Source organism: Amycolatopsis sp. cg5, from assembly GCF_041346955.1.
GTDB lineage: Bacteria > Actinomycetota > Actinomycetes > Mycobacteriales > Pseudonocardiaceae > Amycolatopsis.
On record NZ_CP166849.1, the window covers coordinates 7,477,198 to 7,493,295 of the forward strand.

16 protein-coding genes are annotated in these 16,098 nt (G+C 68.4%); 3 read left to right on the forward strand and 13 right to left on the reverse strand.

Features of this window, described 5'->3' with window-relative positions; all coding sequences use genetic code 11:
- Positions 1-32 precede the first annotated feature (32 nt).
- The 10 genes from AB5J62_RS33775 to AB5J62_RS33820 all read right to left on the reverse strand — a co-directional run bounded on the left by AB5J62_RS33775 (position 33) and on the right by AB5J62_RS33820 (position 7,166).
- Positions 33-290 (reverse strand): hypothetical protein, encoded by a 258-nt coding sequence (locus AB5J62_RS33775; protein WP_370944056.1) that lies wholly within the window; start codon positions 288-290, stop codon positions 33-35.
- Entirely contained in the window at positions 287-550 is a 264-nt protein-coding gene (locus tag AB5J62_RS33780; RefSeq protein WP_370944057.1) for a helix-turn-helix domain-containing protein, read from the reverse strand. Before AB5J62_RS33780 ends, AB5J62_RS33775 begins: the two co-directional genes overlap by 4 nt.
- 721 nt (positions 551-1,271) lie before the next feature.
- Positions 1,272-1,865 (reverse strand): hypothetical protein, encoded by a 594-nt coding sequence (locus tag AB5J62_RS33785; RefSeq protein WP_370944058.1) that lies wholly within the window; start codon positions 1,863-1,865, stop codon positions 1,272-1,274.
- The gene (locus tag AB5J62_RS33790; protein WP_370944059.1) at positions 1,862-2,347 is read right to left on the reverse strand and encodes a hypothetical protein; all 486 of its coding nucleotides are present in this window, start codon (positions 2,345-2,347) and stop codon (positions 1,862-1,864) included. Before AB5J62_RS33790 ends, AB5J62_RS33785 begins: the two co-directional genes overlap by 4 nt.
- Entirely contained in the window at positions 2,347-2,715 is a 369-nt protein-coding gene (locus tag AB5J62_RS33795; RefSeq protein WP_370944060.1) for a hypothetical protein, read from the reverse strand. The genes AB5J62_RS33790 and AB5J62_RS33795 overlap by 1 nt, the downstream gene beginning before the upstream one ends.
- Positions 2,712-3,125: a hypothetical protein gene (locus tag AB5J62_RS33800; RefSeq protein ID WP_370944061.1), complete on the reverse strand. Its 414-nt coding sequence runs from the start codon at positions 3,123-3,125 to the stop codon at positions 2,712-2,714. The genes AB5J62_RS33795 and AB5J62_RS33800 overlap by 4 nt, the downstream gene beginning before the upstream one ends.
- Positions 3,122-3,523, reverse strand: coding sequence for a hypothetical protein (locus AB5J62_RS33805; protein WP_370944062.1), 402 nt, complete (start codon positions 3,521-3,523; stop codon positions 3,122-3,124). Before AB5J62_RS33805 ends, AB5J62_RS33800 begins: the two co-directional genes overlap by 4 nt.
- Before the next feature lie 412 nt (positions 3,524-3,935).
- Positions 3,936-5,024 carry a BTAD domain-containing putative transcriptional regulator gene (locus AB5J62_RS33810; protein WP_370944063.1) on the reverse strand — a complete coding sequence of 363 codons (1,089 nt, stop codon included), beginning with the start codon at positions 5,022-5,024 and terminating at the stop codon, positions 3,936-3,938.
- 403 nt (positions 5,025-5,427) lie between these two features.
- Positions 5,428-5,907, reverse strand: coding sequence for a hypothetical protein (locus AB5J62_RS33815; protein ID WP_370944064.1), 480 nt, complete (start codon positions 5,905-5,907; stop codon positions 5,428-5,430).
- Positions 5,904-7,166 carry a hypothetical protein gene (locus tag AB5J62_RS33820; RefSeq protein ID WP_370944065.1) on the reverse strand — a complete coding sequence of 421 codons (1,263 nt, stop codon included), beginning with the start codon at positions 7,164-7,166 and terminating at the stop codon, positions 5,904-5,906. The genes AB5J62_RS33815 and AB5J62_RS33820 overlap by 4 nt, the downstream gene beginning before the upstream one ends.
- Before the next feature lie 1,025 nt (positions 7,167-8,191).
- Between AB5J62_RS33820 and AB5J62_RS33825 the strand changes: the two genes are divergently transcribed.
- Positions 8,192-8,599, forward strand: a complete 408-nt coding sequence (locus AB5J62_RS33825; RefSeq protein WP_370944066.1) for a hypothetical protein — start codon at positions 8,192-8,194, stop codon at positions 8,597-8,599.
- 128 nt (positions 8,600-8,727) lie between these two features.
- Positions 8,728-11,217 (forward strand): glycoside hydrolase family 31 protein, encoded by a 2,490-nt coding sequence (locus AB5J62_RS33830; protein WP_370944067.1) that lies wholly within the window; start codon positions 8,728-8,730, stop codon positions 11,215-11,217.
- Positions 11,218-11,297: 80 nt separating this feature from the next.
- Here the strand turns inward: AB5J62_RS33830 and AB5J62_RS33835 are convergent, their stop codons facing one another.
- Positions 11,298-12,113: a siderophore-interacting protein gene (locus AB5J62_RS33835; RefSeq protein ID WP_370944068.1), complete on the reverse strand. Its 816-nt coding sequence runs from the start codon at positions 12,111-12,113 to the stop codon at positions 11,298-11,300.
- A 77-nt stretch (positions 12,114-12,190) separates the two neighbouring features.
- Between AB5J62_RS33835 and AB5J62_RS33840 the strand changes: the two genes are divergently transcribed.
- On the forward strand, positions 12,191-12,964 hold the full coding sequence (locus AB5J62_RS33840; RefSeq protein WP_370944069.1) for a TetR/AcrR family transcriptional regulator: 774 nt from the start codon (positions 12,191-12,193) through the stop codon (positions 12,962-12,964).
- 2 nt (positions 12,965-12,966) lie between these two features.
- Here the strand turns inward: AB5J62_RS33840 and AB5J62_RS33845 are convergent, their stop codons facing one another.
- Together AB5J62_RS33845 and AB5J62_RS33850 are read right to left on the reverse strand one after the other, a co-directional pair.
- Positions 12,967-15,849: a helix-turn-helix transcriptional regulator gene (locus AB5J62_RS33845; RefSeq protein ID WP_370944070.1), complete on the reverse strand. Its 2,883-nt coding sequence runs from the start codon at positions 15,847-15,849 to the stop codon at positions 12,967-12,969.
- Between the two features lie 55 nt (positions 15,850-15,904).
- Positions 15,905-16,078 (reverse strand): hypothetical protein, encoded by a 174-nt coding sequence (locus AB5J62_RS33850; RefSeq protein ID WP_370944071.1) that lies wholly within the window; start codon positions 16,076-16,078, stop codon positions 15,905-15,907.
- Positions 16,079-16,098 lie beyond the last annotated feature (20 nt).

The following is a 16,098-nucleotide window of genomic DNA, read 5'->3' on the forward strand; positions in this document are numbered from 1 at the left end:
CCTCGGGGCGGGCACACCTGCGCGACCTGGCGCTAGGCCGCGCTTTCCGCACGCCGGGAACGCGGCGGACGTTTCTCTCGGTGTCTCCGCGTACTCGGGGTTCCGGCGTCCGGCGTCGGCGGCGGGACCGGGTTGATCACGGCCGTGAGCCGGTTGACCACCTCGGCCGGGATCGGCGGCGCGGCGTCCACTGTGGCTTCGATGGCCGTCCAGTGTTCTTCGGTCATGCGCAGGCCGCGCTCGGCGAAGAACCGTTCTGTCCACTCGCGATTGACGGCCGCGTCGTTCATGCGGCATCAGCCCCAGCGCGGGTGTACGGGCCGACGAGTTCGAGGTCGGTGAAGACGAACAGCGATCCCCGGGGCACCCCAAGGGCGTCTTCGATCCCGGCTGCGGTGTCCAGCCGGACCGTGGAGCGCTTGCCCTGCATCAGGAGGTTGATCGAGGTCGGGCTGATGCCCACCTTGTCTGCGAGCTGCCGCTGACTACCGGCAGCCAGAGTGCGTTCTATCAGCGCGGGCAGGCTGCGCACGCGCACAGAGACCGTCATGCGGAGTGGCCTTTCATCTCACTCGTAGCGCAGCGGTCGGCAGGTGAATGGGCGTCTGCGTGGTGCGCGGTTTGCTCGTCGAATGCCACGCCACCGTAAGCACGTTCGCGGCACGCCGTCAACACAAGAAAAACCGGGAGACGGTGTCAACCGTGATTCAATGCGGTGCTGCCTTTTCGGCGCGCAGAGTGATATACCGCGAATGGCCTAAAAGATGCTGCCATAAACTCTTGCCTTAAATTCCGGGCAAGTAATCAGGCCGAGTGAACTCCTCGCGCGTGATAGCACGCGCTCCGCCGCACCGCAACTCGGCCGCATCCGTACACCCTGCGTGCACGCGCGACCTGTGGACGGTGGCCCGACAGGATGGGGATACCTAGTTCGAGGGGTTATCCCCGCCGCGTCGTGCACACCCCGTGTTGACAACCGGCGGGCTTATTCTCCGATCGAGCGAAGCTTCCCGTCTCGCGTTGATCTTGACGGCGGGCGGGCGTGTCATGGCGACAGACAGGACAGCGGACGAAGGCAACGGAGGTGGATGCGCAACGCGGAATGCGAGACGTCGAATGCGAAGCGGGCTGGCGAAGAATGTCAGCTCGCTTCATTCGATTCCATTCTTGACCGCATTCGCCGACCCCGTGTTAATCGTCGATAGCTAGAACGCAAAAAAGGCCCCCGGCTGAACCGTCACGGTTCAGCCGGGGGCAATTTATCGGGGGATTTATGGTCGGCTGGGTTTCACCAGCTTCCACGCGACCTCAGCCATGCGCAGGATCGGCAAGGCGGCGAACCTCTCCCGGAAGTTCGGGTGCGCCTTGACCTTCTCCGCGTCGTAAACGGTCAGGATCGCGTTCGCGGTCTGCGGATCGACGGGCACGCCCTCGATCTTGCGCGCCGAGAACTTGTCCCGCACCTCCCGCAGGATCACGATCTTGTCCGGCTCCGTGTCGGTCGCCTCGGGCAGCATGTCCGCGAACTCGGCCATGTCCGCGTACGACCGCCAGTCCTCGGTATCCCGGCACGGCCAGCAGGTGACTGCCCGTGGGTTGTCGGTCAGTAGCGGCTCGGCGTTCCTGCTCGCGCAGGCCACCTTTCCCGGGCTCGTCGGATGCTCAAAGTGGACGGTGATCCCGGTGGCGAAGTTCGCTTCGGTCCACCCCTTCTGGAAGTCCAGGAAGATGTCCACCGCGCCCGTGCCGACCGCCATGTCCTTGATCGCCTCGCGCACCGTGGCGTTGAGCGTGGGAATGCCGGGCTCGCCCGCGTGGAACGCCTGTCGGCCCACCTCCACGAAATCCGTTGCCTCGTCGCTCATTCGCTTGCCTCCACGTGCCGGACTTCGAGTACTCGTTCCCGCTTGACCGGATGCGGCCACGGGAATCCCGCTTCCACGTTCACGGTCTTCCGGTTGACCTTGAGCAGCCGGAACCAGCCGTCCTCTGTTCGCACCGCGTTCGCGGCCCGCAGGTCGTCCTCGGTGTACGGGACGGGAGCCACCTTGCGCAGCCGCTCCACCCGGGAGAAACAGAGTTGGTACTCCTGCTCGGCGGCTTGGAAGTCCTTGTACGCCTCCATATCCAGTTCGAACTTCTTCTCGGCTTTCTGGGCCTGCCCCGGAGTTCTGCGTCGGAAGGCGCTGGCCGGATCGGTCTCGGCCTCCGAACGCGGCGCCGTGCGCCCCTCGTACTTCGCCTTCAACCGGTCCCGCTTGTCCTCGGCAGGTTTCACGGCAGCCTCGGCCAACGCCAGGATCTCGGCGTAGTTGTCGACCGTCACGTTGCTGTGCAGGGTCGTCATCACCACGCCCTTCGCTCGGCGCGGTCGTGCAGCGGGATCGGCAGCGGATGCCCGAACACCGAGATCCAGTCCTCGTAGCAGCCGGATTGGACGATGTACGCGCCGCTGGCCATGTACCCGTTGCGGTCCCGAGGACACCGCGACGCGGGCCGGGCAACCACATAGCCCGGCGCGGTCTCGCCGAGCACGACCATCGGCGTGTCGCGGTAGACGGGATAGCTGCGCGGGATGCCGTCGCCCACGACGTACACCTCCCGGGCTTCCGGGTCGCCGCAAATCACGTGGCTCGGGTTCGGCCCGGCGTTCGTCCAGCTCCGCAGGATCACCGCCCGCATCCCGTACACGACGGGCTTGTCCTCGGCGGTCATTTCCGCCCCCACGCCTGGATTCCATGGGCAACGGCGTTCTCGGCCAGCCGCTTCCGTTCGTCCTCGGTCAGCAGCTCGTCCACATTGGCTTCGCCGGGGATCACCCTGCGCGGCGGCGGGGTCAGCGGCGGACGCCACTCCACCCCGACAATCTCGTCCGAGCCCACCTTGCGCCCGTCCTTGTTGTACGCATCCGCCATGACCTCCAAGAACACCAGCCGCTTGTGCAGGAAGGCGTCATGGTCGTGGGCCGTGTAGTGCCCAACCGGGAAGTCGATCGGCCGCGCGCTGCTGTCGATCCCGTCGGGCCGGATCGTCACCGTCCAGCCATCCGGGATGTCCACGCCCCACCGCGCGAGGTCGGCAGCCGGGATGATTCGCTCGCCCTGTCTCAACTCGCGTGCTCTCATCGCCCGACCTCCCGCATCGCGGAATCGACGGCATCGCCGACCATCATTTGCTGGTCCGCTTCGGGCAGCAGGGCGTCCACATCGGCATCGCCGACGTACAGCGGCGTCTTCGACGCGCCGTGCCGCCACTCGATGCCGGTGACCTCGATCTGCGCCAGGCTCGCGCCGTCCTCGAACACCTCGGCCACCATGACGACGAACGACAGCTCCTTGTCGAGGAACGCCTTATAGTCGTGCGCCGAGTACGTGCCCGGGTCGAAATCCAGCGGGGTCCGGTCCGCATCGAACCTGTCCGGCCGAACCGTGACCGTCCAGCCGTCCGGGACCGCGATGCCCCACTTCGCCACCGTGTCCGCCGAGACCGCGCGCTCGCCGGTCTCCAACTCCCCGTCGATCATGCCCGTTCCCCCTGCCACTGCGCAGGAGTCACCGCGGGCACTGCCGCGCCTGATCGCGGGCGCGCTTCAACCACTTGCCTTATCAGAGCCACGTTTGTGGGTCCTTCCACTATGTCCGGGTCAACACCAGGGCACCCCTGGCGGGCCGACCCTCCCAGACACAGCCAAACGTTCTCTACCAGGGCAAACGATGCTCGGGCGCGATCATGCGCGGCGATAAGGTCCGATCCCGACCAGCAACCGGACCCGGACGACTACCGCCGCGTCTGGTGGACGCTCATCGAGTCCACACAGGACCCGGGGTTCAAGCGGAAGATCGAAGCAGCGCGAGGCCACCGCGCGGAGCCGGAAGCGACGATCACCGGGGACAGCCCGCCTCCCTTGGCCTCCTGACCTGCACCAACCTGCCCCACTAGCCCAACTGGGTGAAAGTGTGTGGTTTTCCGGGTCTGGGCTTGCCGACCCCGGCGGTCCCCGAGATCACCGCGATGCGCGCGGCCTGCCCGTCGTCGAGTAGCAGCCGGTCCAGCTCGGCCAGCTGCTCCGCGCGGCCGGTGAACCCGGCGACGTCGCCCGGCAGCTGCGCGGGCCGGTTCGGTCCACTTCGGACACTCCGGCGCAGCACCCGCAGCTGCGCTTCCCGCAGCTCGGCGCCCGGCTCGATGCCGAGTTCCGTGGCGAGCCGTCGTCGCATGTCGTCGAACAACCGCAGCGCCGTGACCTGCTGCCCGGCGCCGGCGAGCGCGAGCATCAGCCGCGCGTGCGCGCCCTCGTGCAGCGGCTCCTCGGCGGTCATGGTGCGCAGCTGTTCCGCGGCTTCGTCGTACTTTTCCAAGCCCAGCGCGATGTCCGCGTAGGTCAGCACGGCCGCGAGCCGCCGCCCGGCGACGGCCCGGCACACCGGATGCTGCCGGAACCGGTCCTCCCCGGCCAGCACCGGCCCCCGCCACACCGCGAGCGCGGCCCGGTAGTGCCGCTCGGCCGCGACCGGATCCTCGGCCGCCGCACCCCGCGCGACCTCGGCGTCGAACCGCAGCAGGTCCAGCTGCTCCTCGTCGGCTTCGAGCCGGTACCCGCCCCCGGTCGTCACGATCTCCTGCCGCCCCAGCGCCTTGCGCAGCCGCGCGACATAGGTGTGCACCAGATTCGCCCACGTCGCGGGCGGATCATCACCCCAGATCAGCTCGACGATCTCGGCGCGCCGCACCACCTGGTTCGGCTGCAGCGCCAGCAAACCCAGCAGCCACCGCTGTTTCGCCGCCCCGAGTTCCACGGCGGCGTCCCCGGCACGCAGCGTCAGCGGCCCCAGCACCCCGATCCGCACGGCCTCGTCCGCACCGAGCACCGCCAGCAGCCGCCGCGTCGTCTCCGACCGCGACCGCCGCACCCCGCCGACCTCGGCGTTGCGCAGCGCACGCAGGCTCACCCCGGCCCGCTCGGCCAGCTCCGACTGGGTCAGCCCAGCACCGATCCGGCGCTCCCGCAGCCAGTTGTCCGCCATGTGCATCCCCATCGTGTGCCGCGTCCCTGCCGGTGCAGCATCACCGAAGATGCCGGTCCCGCGCCACCGCCAATCGAGTCCTGTCGACGTTTTCGCAGGTCAAGGGCGACTGTGAAGTGAGCTGACGACGTCCAGCCCCGGTACAGGGTCTGCTCCATCCCGGTTGCTTAACCTCAAGGGGCGCTTGGGACGGGAGACCCGAGGGCGGAGCGCGACAACGAGGCCAGCCGTGGCGTGGGGTACGACGGGTGCACCTCACTACGGGCGTCACGGCTCGAGACGGAACCCGTCGACCACCCAGCCAGGTCGACGGGCTCTGTTTTATCTAGGCGCGATCAAGTTTTCGCGGCGCCAGGGCGCCTTCGAGACCGCTGGGTTCGCCTGATGCACCTGACCGCCAACGTCACTCACGAGTCGCGCCGTCCGGCCAGACCACGGTGACCGGCATGTCCCGCTCACGCGCGACGGCGACGACGTCCGCCGTTCCGCCGTAGCCACGCGCTGGCTTGCCGTCCCAGACCGCGACAAGTTCGTCGGCGTGCTCGATCATGCGCAGGCTGGCATCCATATGCGCCTCGGAATTGGACTCGGCGTGGTCGAGCTTGATCACCTCACCGGCCTGCGCGATGAGCGCGTCATACGTGGAGTGATACTCGGCGGGGAGAGCGTCACGGTAGCCGGCAGCGGGCACGATCACGACCAGGCCGCCGCCAGCGTCCAGCACAGCGCGGGCAAACAGCGCGTCCGCGCCGTCAGCGATGCACGACACGCCGGTCAGCAAGCCGTTGGCGTGCCGTTCGATCTCCGCTCGTAGAGCTTGGTCGACCAATCGTTCCGTTTGCTCGGGAAGTGCGCGGTGTCCGGTGATGGCCAAGCGGGTCAAGGCTTCTCCGTCTCATAGAGCGCGGCGAGCGCGTCGTCAAGGTCGCGGGCCATCGTGGTGCGGGTGGGCAACCCGGCCCGGAAGTCGCGAACACGGGCGATGATGCGTTCGCTGCCATAGTCACGACCGACTTGAAGAGCTTCGGCGGTGAGGTGGCAGGCGTCGGCAACCCGCCCGGCCGCCGCCATGGCTCGCGCCTGGTCGAGCTGGGCCAGCGCCCGAGGTTTCGGCCCGGTCAGCGTCGACAGGGCAGCGTCGTAGGCAGTGGTCGCGGCGCGGAGATCACCGAGACGGCCGAGTGCTCCGGCCTGATATCGCGCGACCTTGGCCCGGTCGAACGCGAATACCCAGGGCCACTGAGGCTCACCGCGTTGGCGGCTAGTCAGCCTTTCGGCGGCGCGCAGCGCCGCCAGTGCGGCCGTCTTGTCTCCCAGAGACGCGTGGGCGACGGCGTGCAGGGAGGCGAGCCACGCGCGGGCAGTGCTCGGCGCATTCTTGTCGAGTTGCGAAGCGGCACGATCGAGCAGGGTCACACCTTGACGAGCGTGGCCAGCCTCCACGGCGAAGTGACCGAGGCTGGCGGTCATGTAGGACACGAGCAGCGGATGGTTGGCGCGTTCGGCGTGCCTCATGGCCTCGCCGTAGCGACGTCGAGCAGTGGCGTTGTCACCTCGGTCAGCTGCCAGCCAGGCGGCCAGTCCAGCGACCTCCGCGAGGATTCCGAACCCGGTCGACGTGCGCAACGTCGTGTTCACGATGCCCGCGGCAAGGGCCAAGTGAGCGTCAACCGCAGGGGCCAGTTGTTCGGAGGACACGGCCGATTCCATCCGCCGGTAGTAGGCGGTCGGGCCAGATACGGCCGCCGCCAGCTCGCGCGGGTCCTCCATCGGTCCAGGGCCAAGGCGGGAGACCAGAACTCCCGCGCCTGTGCCCAGCGCGGTCTTGAGGAAGGTCTTTCGGTCCACGTTGTCAGGGTTCCCGCTAGCTGGTCGCGCAAACCCGAGTTCAGCATCCGTTGCCACGTCGAGGACTGCGCGGATTGCAGCTCGATAATACGCCGCTGGCCAGCGGATCGTTCCCCGTTCCCACTTGCCTACGTGGTTGGCGTCCACGGCCGTTACCTTCGTGCCGTTGCTGGCGCGATAGACCTGAGCGTTGACCGCGTCGGCCAGCTCGTGGCGCGTCATCGGTTCGCCGGGAGATGAGGGCGATTCCACGCGTTTACGCGCGGCACGCAGCAGCTCGTTCGCTTCCGGCATGACGGGGCTCCTCTGCTGAACCTGTGCGCGGAGTGTAACCGGGGCGTCGCTGGTTCACGAAAGCCAAACTCTCCCCACACCCTCCCCTTGACATCCCCAGCGCCTTCCCTCTGGCAAACCTTCCAGCAGGCCCAATCTGGAGATCATGAGCGGGTACGCAGAGCACCACACCGGACTGTCCACCTCGTGCTGGTGGCAGTTGACAAGCCCTCCACAGTCGGTGAGTTCGTCGGGGTGCTCACGGCCTTATGTGGACAGACATTCGCGCCAGGTGAGTGCGAGATCTAGGGGGTAGCCGGTGCCACGCAATCCAGCGGGACCGGGTCCGACCCGGTCGGTGCCAGGCAAGGACAGGCCCACCAGCCCCACGGACCCTAACTCCCGCCCGCCGAACGTGCCGCCCCCACCGCCCCCACCGTCACCGAGACGCTAGGGAGAGGCCTTTGCCCAAGAACCGAAAGCCACATCAGCCCGATCGGCGTAGCTGCCTCACCGGCGGCCAGGAAGGAAACACGGTCTTCGGCAATGCGGGCAGCCGTCCGCCACGGCAGCCAACCGGGCCGACACGACCAGGTGGCGGCTACCCCTCGACCCGGTTTCGCTGGCCGCCAGACCTGCCAAAACGGGACGACGAGGTTTAGACTCGACTCATGCGAAGGGCTCGAGATGTGCGCAGGCTGACGACGGTGTTCCTTGCCGGAGATGCCGAAGCCCGCTTTCACGCTGGCGATCTTCGTCGTGCGGCAGGCGTCACGAACCAACGGCTGGCTTCGCTACTGGTCGTTCTGCGTAATCTCGGCTGGATCACCGACGGATGGGACGAGCCCTCACCCGACGCTCAGCCCTTCTACGTTCTTACAGACCTTGGTCGGCGCGAGCTGACTAGGCCGTAGCGACTCGGCCCGGATCGAGAAAGCCGCCCCAGAGTGACCGGGCGCCTCGTTCGCAACGTTCGGCGACCCAGCCGAAGGGCTGCGGCGGGGTGGTTAGGATTGGCTTCCGTTTAAGGAGAGGGAGCTTTCTCGGTGGCTACTTGGGGCGATCTGGCTACGTTCATCCGGCAGAGCTATCGGGTGGTGCGGGACTCTCCCGACGAGATCCGGATCCGGATCTCGTTCGGGCCGGACGAGGACACCGAAGAGCGGGCGCAGGTGATGATCATCCAGCGCGAGATCCTGGACCAGAAGGAAGACTGGGTGCAGATCGCCACCCCGTTCGCCACCGTCGACCAGGTGGATCTGCTGAGCGTGCTCGAAGAGATCGGCAACACGATCGTCGTCGGCGGCGCGGCCGTGATGGGACAGCACGTGGTGCTCCGGCATTCGCTGCCGCTGATCAACCTGGACATCAACGAGTTCCTTGATCCGCTGGAACTCGTCGCGGGCGCGGCGGAGATCTTGGAGCAGACGTTCACCGGACGTGACGACTACTGAGTGGTGTGATGTCTCGTCGTCGTTCGCACAATATGGACGGCGATATCACCCGTTTTCGCAGGTCTTCCGCGTAGATACATCGGATGGTTACTCTGTCGGCCGTGGCTCGGCCGACGGAGGAGAGCGTCATGAACGGTGTGCGGCACACGATCAGGAGACGACGCTCGCGAGGCGTCCGCCGGGCGATGGCGACCGTGGCGCTGCTCGCCGGTGTCGCCGCCGCGGGCACCGGGGTCCCTTCCGCCGCAGCTCAGCACGCCGGCGACGGCATTCGCTGGGCCGCGGAGAAGGCGCCGTTCCGGCTCTCGTTCACCTCGCACGGCCGCCCGCTGATCGCGCAGGCCGCCGGTGACACGGCGGGCCCCGGCGGCCGGATGGCCTATCAGACATCCGACGGCACGACCCATCGCCTGACGAACCTCATCAGCCGCGACGGTTCGACGTACACCGTCGCCACCGACGAGCCGAGTCGCACCGCGCGCGTGTCGGTCAAGACGACGCCGCGCGGTGTGCGCGTGGAGTGGCGGTTCGAGCCGCCGACCGGCGTAACCCAGGTCTACGAGTCGCTCACCGGGAACGACGCCGAGCATTTCCTCGGCGGCGGCGCCAACGCGCTGTACACGGACCTGCGCCACAAAGTCTTGATGAACAAAGCACTCTTCACCAGCGCCGGCACTCTCAACCGCTGCAACCGCAGCGGCATGCCGAGCCCGTTCTTCCTGAGCAACCAAGGCTACGGCGTCTTCCCCGAGACCGACGCGATCGGCCGCATCGCCATGCCGAACGCGGTCGACGACCCGCCGCACTGCAACACGAGCCCGCCGCCCTGCCCCGTCCTGCTCGGCCTGCCCGACCGGACCCAGCTGTGCTTCAAGACCGACCGCCTCGACTACGAGCTCTACGCGGGCAGTGTGTCCGACGTCGTCCGCGCGTACACCGCGAAGGCCGGTCACCCGACCATGCCGCCGGTGCGCCAGTTCGCGCTGACGCATTGGCGTGACACGGTCGCCGATCAGGCCACCGTCGTCGACGACGTCAAGCAGATGATCGGCCGAGGCATCCCGATGTCGACCGAATGGATCGACAACCCTTGGGAGACCTCGACGAAACTCCCCGAGGAGAGCCAGAACTCCAAGTGGGCGTGCAATGGGACGCTGACCTTCGACCCGGTCCAGTTCCCCGACCCCCAGCAGATGATCGCCGACCTCAAGGCCATGGGTGTCCACTTGGGACTGTGGATTTCGCCGCACGTCCGTGAGGTCGCAGGCGGGAGGCCGTGCCCGCCCACCGACTATCCCCCGGGCTCGTTCATCCAGACCGCGCGCACCACCGACCCGCTGCAGCTGGACCTGACCAACCCGGCCACGCTCGCGCATTTCAAGGCCAAGCTGGAAAAGCTCTTCTCACTGGGCATCGACATGGTCAAGGGCGACCGCGGCGAGGAGTTCGAGCTCGAGGACGCCAAGTTCGCCGCAGGCACCGGAACCGACCTGATGAACACCAACCCGACCCGCTACGCGCAGGCCACTGTGGACGTTCTGCGCAAGCTCTACGGCGACCAGTACACGATGCTCTGGCGCGGCGGCTACACCGGCGTTCCGTCCATTGTGAACGGTGTGTGGGGCGGTGACCCGCAGGCCACCTTCGACGGCATGCGCCTTTCGGTGACCCGCGGCCTCAACATGTGGCTCACCGGCCACCCGGTGTGGGGCACCGACACCGGCGGCTTCAACGGCGGCCCGTCCGGCTACCCGGGCCCAACGCTTTTCACCCGCTGGAGCCAGTTCTCGTCGGTGTCGCCAGTGTTCGAGGTCGGCGGTGCGGGCCGCAACGCGACGCCGTGGAAGTACGACGACGCGACGGTCGCCCGGTTCAAGAAGAGCGTCTTGCTGCACTACGCCCTGTTCCCGTATCTCTACGGCCTGGCGCAGCAGGCTTCCCGCACCGGCGAGCCGATCGCCCGCCCGCTGGCCTACAACTACCCCGCCGACGAGCAGGCCTGGACGGCCGACCAGCACATGATGGTCGGCAAGGACCTGCTCGCCGTCCCGGTGTCCGCCGACCGCAACGAAGCCGACGCCGCCGCCGGTGTGCCGACGCCGGTCGACGTGTACCTGCCGTCCGGCAATTGGATCGACCTGCACACCGGCGCGGTCGTCACCGGCGGCCAGCGCTTCGTCCGCGACTCCACTTTGGACGATTTCCCGCTGTATCTGCGCGCGGGCGCGGCGATCGGCTTCAACCAGCGCGTCGACGACGTCTGGCCGCGGCCGTGGAACGTCAACGACCTCGACCGCGAGGACCGCAGCGGCTGGACCTACGCGCCCGGCGACGGCCTGACCCACGCCACCAGCCCCACCGGCGGCACCTTCCTCGGCCACACCGCCCACGGCACCACGAACCTCGTCCTCACCGGCGCGCCCCGCGAAACCCAGGTCATGGTCACCACCCAGGCGAAACCCCGCACGGTCCTCATCGACGGCAGGCCCGCCCAAGAGACAACGGGCTCCCTGACGGACAAAACCGTCGGCTGGTCAACGAAACCCGGCCCCTTCGGCGGCCTCCTCCTCAAGCTCCACCCCCGCTTCGGCCTCAGCACCGTCACCCTCGTCTACTAGAGGACCGGGATAAAGCGGGCTTTACTCCGCGAGATAAAGCCCGCTTTATCCCCGGGAGTAAAGCGGGCTTTATCCCGGCCCTAGTCCGCCATGCGCTCCTGGGCCTCGGCCAGGTCTTCGGGGGTCGGGGCGTCGTCCTGGGTCAGTTTGAGCCGCCAGTACCCGGCGAACTCGATCGACTTCTTGTCGACGCCCCGCGCCACCAGGTCGCGCCGCAGGGTGCGCACGATCCCGGCTTCCCCTGCCAGCCAAGCGATCCCGGGCAGTTCGGCGGCGCGCACGGCGTCGACGAGCAGCGTGCTCTGCCCGGCGGGGACGTCGCCGCGGTGCAGCCAGTGGACGTCGGCGTCCAGCTTCTGTTCTTCGAGCGCGTCGGCGACCTCGATGAACACCTCGGCGTGCGCGCCGGCGGGCAGTGACTCCAGCAGTGTCCCGATGGCCGGAAGCCCGGTCTCGTCGGCGGCGAAGAGGTAGCGATCGGCCTCCCCGAGCGGCCTCGCGTAGATCGCCGACGGCCCGTAGCGGCCGAGCGTGTCGCCGGGCTTGGCGGACTCGGCCCAGAGCGAGGCCGGGCCCGAGTCCCCGTGCAGCACGAAGTCGACGTCGATCGTCCCCGCGGCCGGATCGGCATGCCGGACGGTGAAGCTGCGCATCCACGGCCGTTCCTCCTCGGGAATGGCCATGAACGCCTGATACCAGCGCATCACGTCGGCGGCATCCTCGGCGGGGAGCGTCGGCTTGGACTGACCCGGCCGGGGAAAACAGAGCTTGAGCTGCTGATCCGGCCACGCCGGGAAGTCGCGCAGGCCGTCACCGGTGAACCTCACCCTGGTCATCCGGGGCGTCAGCCGCCGTACCTCGACGACGTCCAGCAGGCCGACCAATGACTCCGCCATGTGTGCTCACTCCTGATACTTTATGCTGTAAAGAGTTACTCGGACGAGGTTACTTTACGCCGTAAGGAGATGCAATCTTGGTCGTCTTCGCTGGCCAGGGCGATGCCGGTCATTCGATGGCCCTGCTGTGGCGCACCACCGAACCGGCGAGCCGTCCCGGCCCGAAACCGGCGTTGAGCGTCGAGGCGATCGTGGCGGCCGGCATCGCCGTCGCCGACGCCGAGGGCATGACCGGCCTGTCGATGCGCGCGGTCGGCGACCGGCTCGGCCGCACGGCGATGGCGCTCTACACCTACGTGCCGAACAAGGGCGAGCTGATCGACCTCATGTACGACACCGCGCTGGCCGAACTCCCGACCGGCTACGACGGCGGGTGGCGGACCGCGGTGACCGCGTGGGCCGACGACCAATGGGCGTTCTACCTGCGCCATCCCTGGATGCTCCAGGTCTCACAGGCCCGCCCGGTCCTCGGCCCGAACGGCTACGTCAGCCTCGAAACCCTGCTGGCCGTCCTCTATCGCAGCGGCCTCGGCTCCCCCGGGATCCGGCGGCTCGCGGGCGCGCTGACGCAGCACGTGCGCGCCGGGGCGCAGTCGGTCGCGGAGGCGCGGGAGGCCGCGAAGGCGACCGGGGTGACCGACGAGGACTGGTGGATCGCGCGCTCGTCACTGCTGCGGGAGGTCGCGCCCGACTTCGGGGACCGCTTCCCGCACGTGACCCGGCTCGAAACGGAACGCGATCCCGTCAGCCTGGAGGAGCCAGAAAGCTTCTGGGAGACGGAACTGAGGAGAACCTTCGAATTCGGCCTCACAGCGCTCCTCGACGGAGCTGCGGCGCCACAAAGCTCGTGACCTCACGACTCGTGTTTGGCGAACTCGGAGAGCGCCGCCCGGTCCTGCTGGTGGGACTTGGCCATCAGGCTGGCGACGTGCTTTTCGACCGTGCGCGGCGAAATGTGCAGGCGTTGCGCGATGTCCTTGTTGCCCATGCGGTCCGCCAAGAGTTGCAGCACCTCGTATTCGCGGACGGTCACGCCTGCCGCGCGCAGCTTGCCCGGCACCTTCTCCACGCCGGTCCGCCGCTGCTGGACCGGCGCGCCGATCTTGCGCAGCAGGCCGCGGCACGCGCTGCCGACCGCCGGGATCGACACCTGGTGGAAGTACTCCTCGGCCTCCTTGAGCCAGGTCACCGGGTCGCCCCAGCCGTCGGCCGCCGCCGACTCCGCGACCAGCCGCAGCCCGAGATGCCGGGCCATCGGATACGGCGACGACGCCTCCATCGCGGCCGCGGCGGCCTTGTTCGCCTGCTCGACGTGACCTTGCCGCCCCAGCAGCACCGCCTGTGCCAGCCCGACGAACTGCCGGTTCCAGCGCATCCGGCTCACCGCCGAGGTCACGAACCGATGCTCCCCCGACTCGCCGGCGAGCACGTCCATCAACACGCGCAGCCCATGCTGCCCGGATAGGTGGAACCGGCTCGGGTTGGCCGCCTCCAGCTCCACGACCTGGTTCAGCTCGCGGACGGCACGGTCGGCGTTCTCCTCCAGCAGCGAGCAGAACACCCGCGCCAGCCCGATGCACAGCACCATCTCCTGCGCCGACTCGCCGCCCGCGCGGTGGAAGTCCTCGAGCGCGAGTTCCATGTCGTGCCGGTTGCCCTGATGCGCCGCCGCCATCGCACGCGTCATCTGCGCGTACTGCGCCAGCGCCGTGAGCTGCAGGCGCGCCAGCACGGCCATGTTCTGGTCGAGCAGCTCCAGCGCGCGCGGGAACTCGCCGCGCATGATCGTGTGCAGGATGCGGACCGAGTCGACCACACAGGTCAGCGGGATCGCGCCGGTGCGCTGCGCCTCCGCGCGCGCCAGGTCGAGCGTGCGCTCGTCGCCGTTGGCCAGCACCTGATGCCCGCCGAGGCGCACCAGCACCTGGGTGCGCCAGTGGTGCAGCTGGTTGTCCTCGGCGACCCGTCTGGCCCGCTGGAAGTACTGCTCGGCCTCGTCGAGATCGCGTTCCAGCGCGACCATGCCGAGTGCCTGCAACGCCTGGCAGGCCACGATCGGCGAGTTCGCGCGCTCGGCGTAGCTCCACGCCTGCCTGGCCAGGTTCTCGGCCCGCCTGGTGTGGTCGGGGCCGGGCACGTCGAGCCAGAAGTTGGCCTCCACCGCGTCGATCGCGGCCTGCTGCGCCTCGGACATCTGCGCGCCCAGCGGCGCGCGGGCGGCCTCGATCTGGTTCATGCAGTCGTTGTGCCTGCCCGCCATGTAAGCGACCCAGGCCAGTTGCGTGTGCAGCCGCGCGGCGCGTTCGAGCATGCCGATCTCGACGAAACTGGGTGACAGCTGCACCGCGCGGTCGAACTGGCCGACCTGGCCGAGCGCGTGCAGCAACGACTCCAGCACGTCGGCGCGGTCGGCGGGTGGCGCGCCTGCCAGCAGCTCCCGCGCCTTGGTCAGCAGCGTCACGGCCGAATCCGCCGCGCCGGTCTCCAGCGCGCGGCGTCCCGCGTCGGCGAACAGCAGCCCGGCCGCGTGCTCCTGGTGCGCGGTCAGCCGCAACGACGCCACGAGCACGCAGAGTTCGCCCGGCAGCCCCGGGTACTGGGCCTCGACGGCGTCCGCCGCGCGCTGCGCCAGGTTCGCCTTGCTCGCCGGGGAAAGCCTGGCCAGCAACGCTTCCGCGGTCAGCGGATGCCGGAACGCGTACCAGCCGAGCGTGGTCTCGTCGGTGGTGACGAGCTGCGCGGCGACACCGGCGCTCAGGTGGTTGTGGAGGGTGCGATCGTCCATTCCGGTCACGGCCTGCACGACCGACAGCGGGAACCGCCCGCCGATGATCGCGGCGACCGCGAGCAGCGTCTCGCCTTCGGGACCGAGCTGGTCCATCCGCGCGGCGATGCTGTTGACCAGCGCGGCAGGCACCCGCGCGCGCAGTTCGCCGACGACCTGCCAGCCGTCACGGCCCTCGACGAGCAGGCCGTCGTTGAGCATGCCGTGCAGCAGTTCCTCGACCACGAAAGGAATTCCGGCGCTGTTGCGCCACAACAGGTCCGCTGCGGCCGCGGGTACCTGATCGGGCTCGACCTCCAGGCAGGCGCCCGCCAATCGTCGGATGTCCCCGCGATCGAGCCTGCTGAGTTCGAGCATGGTGCAGGTTCGGCGCTGTTCGGCCGAACGGGCCAATCTCAGCGCTTCACAAGGCTCATTGCGCAACGTCCCCACGAGCAACGCGCCCGTGGACGCGAGATTGTCCACTAAGTACTCGAGGATGAACAGCGTTTCCGCGTCGGCGTCCTGCAGATCGTCGAGCACGATCAGGCAGCCACGCTCGCGGCCGGTGACCGACAGCAGCCGGAACACCGCTTCGGCCAGCACCACCAGCGAGGCGCTCATCCGCTCGCCCCTGATCCAGTCGGGGACGAGCTGTGCCAGCACCGGGATGTAGGCGTCGAGTTCGGGCACGTCCGGCGGCCGTCCACCGCGGAAGTGCGACAACAGGGCTTCGGCCAGCGGCCGGAACGGGACCATCGGGCCGATCGAGCTCGCCCGGCCACGCAGCACCGGCATGTCGGCGGCCACCGCCCGGCTGACCGCTTCCGCGGCCAGCCGGGACTTCCCGATCCCGCCTTCGCCGACGAGGAACACCGCGCCACCCCGCGTGGCACGTGCCTCGTCGGTCGCTCGCCGGAGCTCGCCGAGTTCGCTGTCCCGGCCGATCACGCGCGGCGAACGGATGCCCATTTTTGCGACTATATGCGACGTCCGGGCGATCGCGGCACCATCTCTCGGCGCCGTCTCAGAAAAGGATGGAGCTGACGACCGACGGATCGTCGAAGGTGGCCATCGTGTTCGCGCTCAGCCTCGGCTTCGAACCTGCCAGCGCGTGGTTGCGGGCACCGACCCGGGAGGCGGTGGGCAGCTCGATGTCGCCGACGGAGGTGGCGGCCGCGTGCAGGTCGTTCTCGAACATTGATATTTCTCCCTCTTTTG